At 67.8% G+C, this 13,995-nt stretch carries 13 protein-coding genes; 8 read left to right on the top strand and 5 right to left on the bottom strand.

The genetic code is table 11. The features are described from left to right. Positions 1-269: 269 nt before the first annotated feature. Positions 270-1,916, top strand: coding sequence for an OFA family MFS transporter (locus CCS01_RS10190; protein WP_104518721.1), 1,647 nt, complete (start codon positions 270-272; stop codon positions 1,914-1,916). On the opposite strand, the gene tsaA is transcribed toward CCS01_RS10190, so the two are convergent. Continuing rightward, entirely contained in the window at positions 1,917-2,417 is a 501-nt protein-coding gene (tsaA, locus tag CCS01_RS10185; protein ID WP_104518720.1) for a tRNA (N6-threonylcarbamoyladenosine(37)-N6)-methyltransferase TrmO, read from the bottom strand. Positions 2,418-3,443: 1,026 nt separating this feature from the next. Between tsaA and CCS01_RS10180 the strand changes: the two genes are divergently transcribed. Next, positions 3,444-3,716, top strand: a complete 273-nt coding sequence (locus tag CCS01_RS10180; protein WP_146101658.1) for a hypothetical protein — start codon at positions 3,444-3,446, stop codon at positions 3,714-3,716. A 173-nt stretch (positions 3,717-3,889) separates the two neighbouring features. Here CCS01_RS10180 and CCS01_RS10175 read toward each other — a convergent pair whose 3' ends face one another. Continuing rightward, a complete protein-coding gene (locus CCS01_RS10175) occupies positions 3,890-4,306 on the bottom strand; it encodes a hypothetical protein (protein WP_146101657.1) in 417 nt (138 codons plus the stop codon). Positions 4,307-4,542: 236 nt separating this feature from the next. On the opposite strand from CCS01_RS10175, the gene CCS01_RS10170 reads away from it, so the two are divergent. Continuing rightward, positions 4,543-5,880: an aromatic ring-hydroxylating oxygenase subunit alpha gene (locus CCS01_RS10170; RefSeq protein WP_158258329.1), complete on the top strand. Its 1,338-nt coding sequence runs from the start codon at positions 4,543-4,545 to the stop codon at positions 5,878-5,880. A 15-nt stretch (positions 5,881-5,895) separates the two neighbouring features. After that, the gene (locus CCS01_RS10165) at positions 5,896-6,438 is read left to right on the top strand and encodes an aromatic-ring-hydroxylating dioxygenase subunit beta (RefSeq protein ID WP_104518716.1); all 543 of its coding nucleotides are present in this window, start codon (positions 5,896-5,898) and stop codon (positions 6,436-6,438) included. Positions 6,439-6,610: 172 nt separating this feature from the next. On the opposite strand, the gene CCS01_RS10160 is transcribed toward CCS01_RS10165, so the two are convergent. After that, positions 6,611-7,465, bottom strand: a complete 855-nt coding sequence (locus tag CCS01_RS10160; RefSeq protein WP_104518715.1) for an alpha/beta fold hydrolase — start codon at positions 7,463-7,465, stop codon at positions 6,611-6,613. Between the two features lie 268 nt (positions 7,466-7,733). Here CCS01_RS10160 and CCS01_RS10155 point away from each other — a divergent pair, with 268 nt between their 5' ends. The 3 genes from CCS01_RS10155 (at position 7,734) to CCS01_RS10145 (ending at position 9,382) form a co-directional block, all read left to right on the top strand. Next, a complete protein-coding gene (locus CCS01_RS10155; RefSeq protein ID WP_104518714.1) occupies positions 7,734-8,264 on the top strand; it encodes a hypothetical protein in 531 nt (176 codons plus the stop codon). After that, positions 8,261-8,779, top strand: a complete 519-nt coding sequence (locus CCS01_RS10150; protein ID WP_146101656.1) for an OmpA family protein — start codon at positions 8,261-8,263, stop codon at positions 8,777-8,779. The genes CCS01_RS10155 and CCS01_RS10150 overlap by 4 nt, the downstream gene beginning before the upstream one ends. Positions 8,780-9,091: 312 nt before the next feature. Then, positions 9,092-9,382, top strand: a complete 291-nt coding sequence (locus CCS01_RS10145) for a DUF1330 domain-containing protein (RefSeq protein WP_104518712.1) — start codon at positions 9,092-9,094, stop codon at positions 9,380-9,382. Here the strand turns inward: CCS01_RS10145 and CCS01_RS10140 are convergent, their stop codons facing one another. Together CCS01_RS10140 and fliF are read right to left on the bottom strand one after the other, a co-directional pair. After that, entirely contained in the window at positions 9,383-10,261 is an 879-nt protein-coding gene (locus CCS01_RS10140; RefSeq protein ID WP_104518711.1) for an MBL fold metallo-hydrolase, read from the bottom strand. It lies immediately after the preceding gene. 353 nt (positions 10,262-10,614) lie between these two features. Beyond that, positions 10,615-12,261 carry a flagellar basal-body MS-ring/collar protein FliF gene (gene fliF, locus CCS01_RS10135; protein WP_158258328.1) on the bottom strand — a complete coding sequence of 549 codons (1,647 nt, stop codon included), beginning with the start codon at positions 12,259-12,261 and terminating at the stop codon, positions 10,615-10,617. A gap of 369 nt (positions 12,262-12,630) precedes the next feature. Between fliF and CCS01_RS10130 the strand changes: the two genes are divergently transcribed. Beyond that, a complete protein-coding gene (locus tag CCS01_RS10130) occupies positions 12,631-13,686 on the top strand; it encodes an NAD(P)-dependent oxidoreductase (protein WP_104518709.1) in 1,056 nt (351 codons plus the stop codon). Positions 13,687-13,995 lie beyond the last annotated feature (309 nt).

Below are 13,995 nucleotides of genomic sequence, written 5' to 3'. Positions count from 1 at the left end.
TCCCATTTGGTGTGATTTAGGCTCTCGAATTCGTCCATTGATGGAACTCCATCAGCGTGTGCTTTGGCGGCTCACGCTCCAGAGTTTCATTGATGGGCGAACCGGGGCCTACCCCCGCAAATGTCAAACTGCTGCTGCCTCCCCGGCAGAGCCGGGGGAACTCCCGGTTACGTTAGGAAACGTATTCCGCGATTCCGGCACCCATGCGGCCCGAACCGGCCGCGGCCATTGTACTGAAACAAAAAAAGACTTGATGAGGGGAGACTTCCATGAGCGCCACCACATCCCGCCTGGGCGGGGCGATGCCCTTGCCCGGCCTGCTCGACCGAAAGCGCACCATCGCCGCGCCGGATTACAATCGCTGGCTGGTGCCGCCGGCGGCGGTGGCGATGCATCTGTGCATCGGCATGGCCTATGGCTTCAGCGTGTTCTGGCTGCCGCTGTCGCACGCGATCGGCGGGGAGAAGCCGCTGGCCTGCCCGGCCGGCTCGGGCATCCTGCATGCCCTGTTCACCACCCGGTGCGACTGGCTGGTGGCGGACCTGAACTGGGTGTTCACCCTGTTCATTTTCGTGCTGGGCGCCGCCGCCGCCGTCTGGGGCGGCTGGGTGGAGCGCGTCGGCCCGCGCAAGACCGGTGTGGTCGCCGCCTTCTGCTGGTCGGGCGGCCTGCTGCTGGGCGCTGCCGGCATCATCCTGCACCAGTTGTGGATCCTGTGGCTGGGCACCGGCGTGCTGGGCGGAGTCGGGCTGGGGCTCGGCTACATCTCCCCGGTCTCGACGTTGATCAAGTGGTTCCCGGACCGCCGCGGCATGGCCACCGGCATGGCGATCATGGGCTTCGGGGGCGGCGCGATGATCGGCGCGCCGCTGGCGCAGATGCTGATGGATCGCTTCCGCACCCCGGGCGCGCCCGGCGTGTGGCAGACCTTCGTCGTGCTGGGCCTCATCTATTTCGTCTTCATGCTGGGCGGCGCGTTAGGCTACCGCGTGCCGCCGCCGGGCTGGCATCCGGCGGGCTGGACGCCGCCCGCGCCGAACCTGAAGGCGATGATCACCCACGGCCAGGTGCACCTGCGCGACGCCCACAAGACCTCGGCGTTCTGGCTGGTCTGGCTGGTGCTGTGCATGAACGTCTCGGCCGGCATCGGGGTGCTGAGCATGGCCTCGCCGATGCTGCAGGAGATCTTCGGCGGCTCCCTGGCCGGGCATCCGGACGTGGCGTTCACGGCGCTGACGGACAAGCAGCGGATGGCGGTGGCGGTGGTCGCCGCCGGGTTCGCCGGGCTGCTGTCGCTGTTCAACATCGGCGGACGGTTCTTCTGGGCGTCGGTGTCGGACCACATCGGGCGGAAGACGACCTATTTCGTGTTCTTCCTGCTGGGGATCGCGCTGTACGCGGCGGCGCCGTGGGCGGCGCATGCCGGCAGCATGCTGCTGTTCGCGGCCTTTTTCTGCATCATCCTGTCGATGTACGGCGGCGGCTTCGCCACCGTGCCGGCCTACCTGGCGGACCTGTTCGGCACCCAGTATGTCGGCGCCATCCACGGGCGGCTGCTGACCGCGTGGTCCACCGCCGGCATCATCGGCCCGGTGCTGGTCAGCTACATGCGCGAGGCGGCGATCGCCTCGGGCGTGCCCCGGTCGTCGGTGTATGACGTGACGTTGTACCTGCTGGCGGGACTGCTGGTGATCGGGCTGATCGCCAACCTGCTGGTGCGGCCGGTGCCGCATCGCTGGTTCATGTCGCCCGAGGCGGTGGCCGCGGCGCAGGACCACCACGACGCGCCGATGATCCAGACCTCGCGCGTGCCGGCGCTGACGCCGGCCTCGGCGCTGGCCTGGGCGGTGGTCGGGGTGCCGATCCTGTGGGGGGTCTGGACGACGCTGACGAAGGTGGCGGTGCTGTTCCGCTGATCAGCCCGGAGGGACGCCACCGGGACTGCCAGGGGTGTTGCGGTTGCGGGTGGCGTGCGGGTCGAGCCAGCCCATCGCCGCCCCCGGCTCGCTGTCCGTCGTCGGCAAATAGGGCTTGATGTCGAGCAGCGGCGTGCCGTCGAGGCAGTCCAGGAACCGTACCGTCAGGCAGTCCGGGGCGGCGAACCCGTCGAAGGCGACGACTGACAGGCCAATGGGGTTTGGCCGGAACGGCGCGCGGGTGGCGAAGACGCCGCGCGGCTGCGGGTCGAACGGCGGGGTGACGATCAGGCGCGGTGGTGCCGGCTGGCCGAGCCAGTAGAGCAGGATCAGGTGGGAAAAGCCCTCCAGGCTTTGCAGCCCGTCGAGGAACGCAGGCAGCACGCGCGCGGTGCAGACCGGCGCCGGATCGGGCTGGCGGCCGTTACGCGGGCACGCGCCGATGGTGCGCCAGGGCGTGTGCAGCGTGCCTATCGGCTTCAGGGAGAATGGCTCGGGCACGGTGGGGTCCGGTTGAAGGGATGATACGCCGCATCATGCGCGGCCGGCATCGTGGCAGCAACGGTGTGAAGGGCGGCACGGGCGTGGCGGCGAGCGCCCAGGGTGCGTCGCTGCCGGGAGACAGGGGGCTGCAGGCAGATATCCGTCACCACGGCGCTGGCCGGCCGGCGCCGCCGGCACCGCGATGGCGGAAGATGGGCGGGGCAGTTGCCCCACCGTCATGGCCGGGCGTGTCCCTACGGGATGCACACATCTCGGAAACGGTCCGCCGCTGCGTTCCCCCATCGTCATGGCCCGGCTTGTCCGGGCCACCTATTCCAGCACTTGTGCCGCGACAGGTGGCCCGGACAAGCCGGGCCATGACGATGGGGGAACGCTCTTGGCGCCCAGGCAAGCACTTGATTTTACGGTCATTTCCGACTCGCTTCCAGGATGTGTGCATTGCGTAGGGCGTGTCCCGGCCATCTGCGCTGCAACGGCGGGAAGCGGATGGCCGGGACACGCCCGGCCATGACGATAGAGAGACGACCGGCGCCCGGGAGACGGCATCTTCAGGAGACGGCATCTTCATGGGAAAACGGGATGAGGGCGGCGGAAGTTGGCGCGAAAGAAGCGCAGCGGACTCCGTCCCTGCATCCTGCGCATAGCCGTTCAGCCTCGTCATAAGGCACTTGCGCAGGTTTTTGTTCATGATATGTTCAGGACCCTCGACCTGCCTCTTCTCCTCGCCTGCTGCCAGAGCCATGCCGGTCGATCCCAGTAGCAATGGCGGACATGGCCCGGTCCCTCGCCCGGGCGGTCCGCTGCGGCAGCGGTGAAGGCATAACCCGGGAGGCGAACGTGGATCTGGCCGGGATACCAACAACGTCTCCGGTCAGGCGCCTGGCTTTGACTGGACCAATCGTCGTGCGGCGAAGCGCGGGATGAGGTTTGCGCCGAGCCGGTATTGATCAAGCGCGGAAGCGGTCGGGAGACTCCCAGCCGGGCTTGATGCCTGGAAGTGCCCGAGCATTGCCGGAGGTGATGATGGTTCCTTTCATCATATTGCTGGCCTGCATGGTCGCCGGGGTGGCGCTGCACCTGTACCAGGTGCTGTCACTGCTCCTCTGGATCGGGCGGCGAACGCACTGCGGCGATCGGTGCGAAAGGGTAACACCTGTGCCGCGCCCGGCGCTGGCGGTCGTCAGCCTGTCGGCAGAGCCTCCGGACAGCATGAAAGCGATGTGCCGCGAGCGCCTGCGTCTCCTGCAAGCCGCCGGCGTGAACGACGCGGCCGCGCATCGTCGATTCACGACATAAGGCCCGTCAGGAAATCACCGTGGCATTGGGTGTGACGCACCTTCCTCTCCCCGCCATGGTCCGCGAAGGCGGGTCATCCACACCTTGCGGTGCTGATCGCAGCAAAGGCGTGGATGGTGGGCCTGCGCCCACCATGACGGGGAGAGGCCGCTTCGCCGGCTCCGGCCGACCGGTTATTTCAACTGACGCCCCAGGGCGTGTGCCGGTGCGGGCGGCGCGCCCGTCGGTCGATGTCTGCGCTTGCGCACGGGCACAAGCGACTGCCCGCCATGGACCGCCGGCACCCGGGTGGTGGCCGTCTGGTCCCACGGCTGCTCCATCCCCGTGGAAGCCGGAGAGGCTTCGACGTCCGGACTGACGCCGCCCGGTTCGTCGAGTTCGATTTCCGCAACCAGGTTTGGCGTGATGCCGTCACCCAGGATACCGCCCGGCGGATCCGCGGCATCACCGAACAGGGCCGGCACCGCGACCGGATCGAAGATGCCGGCCTCGCCGAGCGCCTGCGTCACATCCTCCCCGTCGAAGGCCAGTACTGCCCGGACAGACACTCGGTTGCTGCCCGGTCCGCCTGTTACTGGATCATCTGTCATGGCTGCCAATCCGTTGACGTTGTTCGCGACATTGATGTTCTATTTTTGTTCTGTATGCCGAAATCAGGAAAATTGCAAGGATTTTCGTCTCCTGCGCTCATCGGGGTGGCTTCCGGCCGCCTCCTTGCCACGGCCCCCGCACGCGCCAGGGCGCCATATTGACGATGACGCCACGCCGCCCCCTGCTGATCCGCCTCGATCCCTGCTATGCTGACCGCGGGAGGAAGAATCCGGATATGGGCACCACGCGGAAACACGCCGTCATCGACCCCGCGACCGGCAAGATCGACCGTGGCATCTTCAGCGACCGGGCGATCTATGACGAGGAAATGGAGAAGATCTTCGGGCGCGCCTGGCTGATGATCGGTCATGAGAGCCTGGTGCCCGGCCCCGACGACTACTTCCACACCTACATGGGCGAGGATCCGGTCATCCTCACCCGCGACGGGCAAGGCCGGCTGCACGCGCTGTTGAACATGTGCCGCCACCGCGGCAACCGCGTGGTACGTTGCGACGACGGCAACGCCAAACGTTTCATGTGCGCCTATCACGGCTGGACCTATCGTAACGACGGCAGCCTGGAGCACGTCCCCGGGAAGTCCGAGGCGTACTACGATGCGCTCGACTTTGCGTCGCTCGGCCTCATCGAGGCCCACGTGGAAACCTATGCGGGTCTGATCTTCGCGACCTGGGCGAAGGACGCGCCGGGCCTCGAGGCTTACCTGGGGGACGCGCGCTGGTACCTCGACACCGTGTTCAACCGGCGCGACGGCGGCATGCAGGCGCTGGGCCCGACGAAATGGCTGGAGCCCGCTAACTGGAAGACCATGGTGGACAACTGCTCGGACAACTACCACGTCCCGACCAGCCATCTGTCCAGTGCCGCGGTGCAGAGCCGCTTCCTCGGCCGCCCGCGGCTGTCGCACGACGATCAGTTCCGCAGCCCAAACAAGCACGTGTTCGTCAACGGGCATGCGATTACGTTTCGCGATGCGGATGACAACCAGCCCCGCTACATGCACGGCGTCTCGACCGAGACGATGCGGCTGTTCGAGGACTACCACCGCGCCACGACGCCGGAGGTCGAGCGGCGGCTTGGCACGCTCCGCGCGCGCCGGGTGCAGCTTGGCAACCATTCGATTTTCCCGAACGGAATCCTCGGGTTCCGCCTCGCCCTGCCGCGCGGCCCGCTGAAGACCGAGTTCTGGCACTTCGTGCTGCTGGAGCGGGACGCGCCCGAGGAACTGAAGCGCGTGATCCGCATCGGCAGCCAGGCCAACAACGGCGCCGCCGGCATGTTCGAGCAGGACGACGTGGACAACTGGCGCCAGGTGACCGAAGCGAGCACCAGCCGCTTCGCCCGCCGGCACAAGCAGGACCTGTCGATGGGCGTAGGGCATGCGGGGCCGCATCCCGACTATCCGGGACTGGTCTCGGAGCGGTACATTTCCGAGAACAACCAGCGGCTCTTCTACATGCGCTGGGAGCAGTTCATGAACGCGGACAGCTGGGCCGGCATCCCGCTCGACCCGATCCGGGCCCGGTTCGACGGCACGGCGACCATGCGGGGATAAGGGAAAGGCGAACCGGTGAACGCAAACGACAAACCCGACGCCGCGACGCTGACGCCGCGGCAGGCGCTGTGGCTCGATCTGATGCCGTTCTACATTCGCGAGGCCTGGCTGCTCGACGAGCGCAAGTTCCGCGCGTGGCTCGATCTCTTCACCGACGACGTGCTGTATTTCATGCCGCGCCGCAAGAACGTTCCCCGGCGCGAGGCGCAGCGGGAGCTGACGCCGCTCGGCGACCTGGCGATCCTGGAGGAGGACAAGCGCTACCTGGCGATGCGGGTGGATCGGCTTGATACCGGAATGGCCTGGGCCGAGGACCCACCCTCGCGCACCCGTCACCTGATCGGCAACCTGGAGGCGGAGCCGCTGGACAATGGCGAGGTGCGGGCGAGGACCGCGTTCCTGGTTTACCGTTCCCACCTGGAAACGGACCATCAGTTGCTGTCCGGCTACCGGGAAGACGTGCTGCGGCGCGTGGACGGCGGATGGAAGGTGGCACGGCGGACGATCGTGCTGGACGCGAATGTGCTGCTGGACAAGAACCTGAGCGTCTTCCTGTAACGGATGCGTATCAGCCGGGCCTCGCCCCTGGACCCACGCGGCGACAGGCTCCGCCAGCCGGGCCGCGGCGCCGCACAGGTGAATCACAGGCCGCAACCCGGTTTTTTGCCGTCTCCATCGGCCCGCCGCCCGGTTGCGCGCGCGGGAAACCTCCGTGCGCCGGCGGTTGCGGTCAGTATCCGCGCAGGAACGTCAGCACGTGCGCCGTCCACTCCGCCGGCTTCTCGAACGGTGCCCAGTGGCCGCAGTTGTTCAGCAGCACCAACCGCGAGTCCTCGATATGGTTCAGGATCGCGATGCTGACCTCGAACGCCACCATCCGGTCGTATCGCCCGTGGATCAAAAGCACCGGCGCCTTGATGGCGGCGAGTTCGGGCGTGTAGTCGTGCGGCACGCTGACTGACTGGCGGCGCGCCTCCATGAACGCGGGGGACCAAGTGTGCGCGTGGTGGATGTAATCCACCAGTTCGTCGGTCACCAGGCTCTGGTCATCGATGTGCACGCGCAGATAGCGCTGGATGGCCTCGCGGCTCGGGTCGTCCAGCGCCGCGCGGGTGGCCCGGGCGCCTTCCGAGGGACGGTTGGCCATCAGGTAGCGATCGCCGCCGGTGCCGATGTGCGAGCCGCCCATGACGAACTTGCGGACACGCTCGGGGTGGTTGATGGCCGCCACCATGGCCGACTGCCCGCCCTGCGAGTTGCCGACCCAGTGCGCCTTGTCGATGCCGAGTGCATCCAGCAGCGCGGCCCCGGTGCGGGCCTGCACGGCGTGCAGTCCCTCGTGATAGACGATGGGGCCCGTCTTGCTGAAATTCGGCAGGTCCATCAGGACGCAGCGGAAATGTTGCGACAGCGCGCCGACGACCCGGTGGAAGGTGATCCACGCGGTGGTGCCGGGGCCGTAGGAGTGAAGGAACAACACCGGCTCCCCCGAACCGATGTCGTGGTAGTGCACCGTCATGCCCCCGGCGGCGATGGTCCTGGCGGTGCCTGCCTCGGTAAGGCCATTCGAGGCGATGAACGACATGTTTCCCTCCTTCGGCCGTCTGTGACAGGTTCTGCCGCAATACCATGGGCGGGCTCAGTCAAGCCTGGCAAATGACGTGTTCGACGCTGCGCGTTCGTTTACGGAGTGTTAACCAATCCACCATACTCTGGGATGCATGTTCCGCTGTCCCTGGCGACAAGGTCATCGTCAGTTGAAAATGCATCCCAGGCTACCGGCCCGCGCGATACTGGCTGCAGGCATCATAGCCGCGGTTCAGCCTCTTGCCGTACGTCCCGCGGCGCAGGAATTGCGCCAATGTTATGTCGAGGGAGAGCCCTGCGGCACGCCGCAGCAGCTTTACGAGCGGATCCAGCACTGCCTGCAGGAACCGGACCTGTGCCGCAACGTCCGGATCCCCAGGGGCGGCGACGGCATGGGCGGCAACCGTCTGGACACTGCCGCCGTCCGTCCCGCGCCCGGGCCGCCGTCACCGGACCGGATGAGGACGTCGCTGCCGACAAGGCGCGTCGTCCAGTCGCGCGTCGTCGGTCCCGCGCGCCCGGCCATCAAGGCGACAGGACCGGAGGCTGCGTCCGGTCCTCGCGCCACGGGACAGCCCGACGGCCCGGCCGGCGCGGTGACCAGGGCTGCCCGCGCGCTGCCGCTCGATCCGGCGACGAAAGCGATGAACGATACGATGCCGCATGATGCCGCGGCCGTCGAGCACCGGCTCGGGCTGCGTCCGCCGCGCGTGGCCGGGACCGACATGCGCCAGCGCATGCCGACACCCGCCGAAATCGTCGATGCGCTGGCACCCGCCAAGGATCCTCACCGGTGACCGAGCGCCGTATGCCGGCTCTGCCCGTTGCGCGCCTGCTGGGACCACTTGTCCTGCTGGCGGCCTGCCAGCGTGTGCCCCCGCCCGCCCCGCCACTGCCGCAGGCTTTCCCGATCGTCGCGGCGCCGCAGCCGCCGGCGGCGCCGGCACCGGCCTACACCGAACGCAGGATTCTCGTCAGCATCCGGTTCGGGTTCGGCGATTTTTCGATCCGTCCGGAGTCGATCCCTGTGCTCAACGCCCTGGTGGAAGCGCTGAATGACGCGCGGCTGCGTGGCGTCGCCTACGAGATCAACGGGCACACCGACCTGCGGGGCAATTTTGCCTACAACATTTCCCTGTCCTATCTGCGGGCGAAGGCGGTGAGCGACTACCTCCGGAGCCACGGCGTCATGTCACCGCCGATCCGCGCACAGGGGTTTGGGCCGTTGCAGTTGCTGTATCCGCAACGGCCGTTCAGTCCGGAGAACCGCCGCGTCGAAATCGTCGCCCTGGGCCCCCTGATGACCCGGTAGGGCCTGATGCAGGATACCCACGCCGCTTGTCGCACGGCCGCCGCAACCGTCAGGGTGGCCGCCGGCCCGCCACCCGCGCCTTTGCCGCGATCAGCACAAGGCGTGGATGCTCGGCCTTCGCAGGCCATGACGGCGAGAGGACAGTGCCCTGCACCCAATGACGCTGTTCTTCCCTGAAGGCCCCTTGGCGGCCGGCAGCGCCCATGTCGCTGTCCGCGCCTGATCCCCCGATTGTCCCGCGATCACCCAGGGGGCACACTGGGCGGGCACACTCCGGGTGCACACGCCATCCGCCAACCACGAGGACCCGCCATGGCCAAAGCCTACTGGATCACCACCTATCGCGCCATCACCAACCCGGACAAGGTCGCCGCCTATGCCCAGCTTGCCGGCCCGGCCATCGCGGCCGGCGGCGGCCGGTTCGTCGTGCGCGGCATGCCGGCCAAGACCTACGAGGCCGGCCTGAACCAGCGCACCGTGGTGATCGAATTCGACAGCCTGGCGCAGGCCATCGCCACCCACGACAGCCCCGGCTACCAGGAGGCGCTGGACGCCCTCGGCGACGGGGCCGAGCGCGACATGCGGCTCGTCGAAGGCGCCTGATCAGCCGCCGACGTAGTCGCAGCGGAACCCGTCGCCCCACCGCTTCACGTAGCCGCGGGACGGCGACGGGAAATGCGCGAAGCAGCACTGCGTATCGGTGTCGCAGTAGGTCTCCAGGAACTTCCGCCGCGTCGCCGTGCTCTGGACCGGGTCGTAGTCGATCCAGGCCGCCAGGTCGGGCCATTTCGCCTGCAGCGGCGAGTGGATCAGGTCGCCGGTGATCACCGCGTCGCGCCCGCCCTTGCCCAGCGTCACCGCGTAATGGTCGATCGTATGGCCGGGCGTCGGGATCAGCGTCATGACGTCGCTCAGGGCGTGGTCGCTGGTGACCAAATCGCAGCGCTTCGCCTCGACGATCGGGATGACGCTGTCGGCAATCGGCGGCACCGTCGCCTTGTCGTTCTCGGCCAGCCAGTAGTCCAGCTCCTTCTTCGAGAACACGTAGCGCGCGTTGGGGAATGTCGGCACCCAGCGGCCGTTTTCCAGCCGGGTGTTCCAGCCGACATGATCGACATGCAGATGCGTGCAAAGAACGAAATCGACGTCGTTCACCGTCAGGCCGACATCCGCCAGGCCCTGCATGAAGACGGTGTCCTTCTTCCGGTGCCACATCGGCCGGGTGGGACGGTCCTTGTCGTTGCCGATGCAACTGTCGACCAGCACCACGTGCCGTCCGGTGCGCACGACATAGGACTGGAAGCACAGCACCAGGCGGTCCGCCTCGTCCAGCGCCCGCGGCGCGCGCAGCCAGTCGCGGCTTTCGTCCAGCATCTGCGGCGTCAGCTTCGGCAGGAACTCCAGCGCCGGCGTCAGGCCGCACTCCATTTCGATGATGCGGTGCACGGTCATGCCGCCGATGTTGAACGTCGTCGTGGCCATTGGCTCGCTCCCCTTTTTCTGGTCGCGCGATGTTAGAGCAAGGCCGGCGTTACCGGAAATCGCGGGCCTATGGCATGGCGCGCGAAGCAGGAGCCAGGGCCTGTCCCATGGGCGCTAACTCAGGCGGCCACTGGCACGGGCGTTGCCACAACGTCATGGTGGGCGAAGGCCCACCATCCACGCCTTTTGCCGATAGCGGCATCGCAAGGCGTGGATGCCGGGCCGTCGCCCGGCATGACGATCGGGGATGGCCGCCGTTTGGCCGTCTCCTTCGTAGCGCCCATGGGGCCTGTCCGCCCGCGGCATCGCTGCTCGGCATTGCCCCGCCGGCGGCGGCCCGGCAAACGCCACCGCTACCTGGTGTCCGAGGCGATCCAGCCGCGGACGATCCCCAGCGTCGCATCCGGGTAGCGGTCCACCAGTTGCCCCACCTTGCGGATCGACGAGGCGCGCATCTGGCCCTGGATCCGGTTCAGCGTGACCATCTCGTCATCCTCGGGCGGCGGGCTTTCGTCGGTGATGCCGCGCGGCGCCCCGGCGGCGATCTGCGGCTCCAGGCTGAGGCCGGTGGCGCCGGGCAGAGCCTCGCCAGCCGGGCCGGTCACGGCAACCGATGCCGGCGGCCGCGCCAGGCCGGCGAAGACCGAGCGGGCGGTCAGCAGGATCACCCCGATGCCGACGACGCTGAACGCCACCATCTGCACGATCGTCATCAGCCGGGCACGCTGTGCCTCCGGCGCCACCGTGATGTCGGTTGACGACTCGTCGGCCGTGCTGACGAACGGCATGCTGACCACGTCGACCTGGTCGCCGCGCTTCTGGTCATAACCGATGGCGGTCTTCACCAGCTTTTCGATCCGGTCCAGCTCGGCCTGCGGGCGCGGCTTCCAGATGTGCTTGCCGTCGGCGCCAACGCTGTCCACGCCGTCGACCATGACCGCGAGCGCGATCCGCTCGACCTGCGGCTGGTCGTGGATGATGGCGCGGACGGTCTTGGTCACCTCGTAGTTCGTCGTCTCCTCCTGCCGCGCCTCCTGGCTGCCGCTGGCCTGGCTGGATGCATCGGCGTTCGGCAGGTTGTTCTGCAGCGACACCGGCGCCGCCTTCTCGGTTGTCTTGTTGCTGGAATTGACGGTCTGGGTGCTGCGCACCACCGAGCCGTCGGGATCGTAGCGTTCCTCCGTCTCGTTGACCTTGTCGAAGTTCATCCGGATCGACGCCTCGGCGTGGACGTGGCCGGGGCCGAGGCTGCGTTCCAGCATGTCCTCGACCCCCTGCGCCAGGCGCAGTTCGAGCCTGTGCCGGACGTCCTCGGCGCGCAGCGACCGCAGGCGCGGATCATCCGCGTCGCCCGCCTGCACCAGCAGGTGCAGGTTGGAATCCACCACCGTGACGTTCTGCGGCTTCAGCCCGGGCACGCCGGCGGCGACCAGGTCGACGATCGACTGCACCGCCTCGGGCGGCAGTATCTGCCGGCCGGCGAGGGTCAGCATCACGCTGGCCTGCGCCTCCCGCTGCTCCCGCGCGAACGGCTCGCGCCGCGGCAGCACCAGGTGCACGCGCGCCCGGACGATGCCGCGCACCGACTGGATGGTGCGCGCCAACTCGCCCTCCAGCGCCCGGGTCAGCTTCACCTGCTGGTCGAAGTCGGTCGCCGAGAAGTCGTCGCCGCGGTCGAAAATCTCGTAGCCCGTGCCGCTGGCGACCGACAGGCCGGCCTTGGTCAGGGTGGCGCGGGCGGTGCTGACCTCGGAATCGGGGACAAAGATCTGGCCGCCGGATTCGTCCATCCGGTACGGGATCCTGCGGCGGTCCAGCTCCTCGATCGCCTGCTGCAGGCTGTGCGAATCGAGGTCGGAGACCAGCAGCGTCATGCGGCTGGTGTTGACCCCGTGCAGTTCCAGCATCAGGAACGCCCCCAGCACGCCAATGGCGACCCCGGCCAGGGCGAGGACCCGGACCAGGCCGAAGGCGCGGAGGGTGTCGAGCAGCTTGTTCACGGTGCCAAGGCGCGATCCATTCTGGGTCAGACGGCGGCGTGGACACACGTCCCGTCATCCCTATTGCTAGCGGGGAAAGCTTTCCGAGTGGTTAACGCCGCGCCTGCTTCCGGCCGGGTGGCCTTGCGCCGGCGCATCGGGCGGCGTCATGGGGTGGCGTCATGGGCCGACCGCTGCAACAATCGGCAGGCGCTGTCATCGCATCCGTCATGCGGTTTTTTCTCGTGCGCATGAATCCGGTTCAGACAACAACACGCTTCCGGGCGCCGGCCGGCATGAACGGGCGATCGGACCGGCACCCGGTTGGTTGCCCGGAACCGGCAGCTGGGGCTAACTGCCCGGCGTCCATCGTCCCACGAAAGGCTTGCCATGCCGCCGAATATCAAGCGGGTTTTCTACGTCAACAACGTCGCGGCCCCGGTCTTCCTCGACATGCTGGCAACCCGCCCCGACATCCAGGTCGACCGGCTGGCAAACGACACGCCGGACGCCGAGGCGGAACCCGTCCTCGCCCGCGCGCATGCCTACCAGATCGGCTCCAGCCGCCAGGAGCTGGCGATGCGGTTCCAGGGCTTCGCGCCACTGCTGCGCCGCTGCCCGAACCTGCTGCTGCTGTCCACCACCGGCGCCGGCTTCGACACGCTCGGCCTGGCCGACGCGACCGAGGCCGGGATCGCCGTGGTGAACCAGGCAGGCGGCAACAAGGAAGGCGTGGCCGAGCACGTGCTGGGCATGATGCTGGCGCTGTCGAAGCGCATCGTCACCGCCAATGTCATCATGCGCCGCGGCACGCCGTACCACCGCCGCGACTTCATGGGCGACGACATCCTGGGCCGCAGCATCGGCATCATCGGCATCGGCCATGTCGGCACGCGCCTGGCGGAGCTGTGCCGCGGCCTGTTCCGGATGCGGGTGCTGGCCTACGACCCGTACCTGACGGCCGAGCAGATCGCGGCACGCGGTGGGGAGAAAGTGGAGACGCTGGAAGACCTGCTGCGCCAGTCCGACTTCGTCTCGGTGAACTGCCCGCACACGGCGGAGACTCGCGGCATGCTGGGTGCCGGGCAGTTCGCGCAGATGCAGCCGCATGCCTACTTCATCACCACCGCCCGCGGCGGCATCCACGACGAGGCGGCGCTGGCCGCGGCGTTGGCGGCAAAGCAACTCAGCGGCGCCGGGCTGGACGTGTGGGAGGAGGAGCCGCCGCCGCCGGACCATCCGCTGATGGGCTTCGACAACGTCGTCGTCAGCCCGCACAACGCCGGCGTCACCCGGCAGTCCCGCCACACCATCGCGAAGATCGCGGCGGAGCAGTTGCTGGATATGCTGGACGGGAAGAAGCCGCCGCGGCTGTTGAACCCCGAGGTCTGGCCGGTCTATCGCGAGCGGTTCGCGCGAATCCTGGGGGTGATGCCGGAGGCGTAAGGCGACACAGAGAGGATTGGGCGGCCTTACGTTGCAAATACGAAATGATATGGCGCCCGGTCCGTTGCCCCACCGTCATGGCCGGGCGTGTCCCGGCCATCCGCTTCCCGCCGTTGCAGCGCAGATGGCCGGGACACGCCCTACGCAATGCACACATCCTGGAAACGAGTCGGAAATGACCGTAAAATCAAATGCTTGCCTGGGCGCCGAGAGCGTTCCGACATCGTCATGGCCCGGCTTGTCCGGGCCACCTGTCGCGGCACAAGTGCTGGAATAGGTGGCCCGGACAAGCCGGGCCATGACGATGGG

Origin of the sequence: Rhodopila globiformis (assembly GCF_002937115.1) — a bacterium.
In the GTDB taxonomy this organism is placed as follows: domain Bacteria; phylum Pseudomonadota; class Alphaproteobacteria; order Acetobacterales; family Acetobacteraceae; genus Rhodopila; species Rhodopila globiformis.
This window is presented reverse-complemented; position numbering and strand designations above follow the sequence as displayed.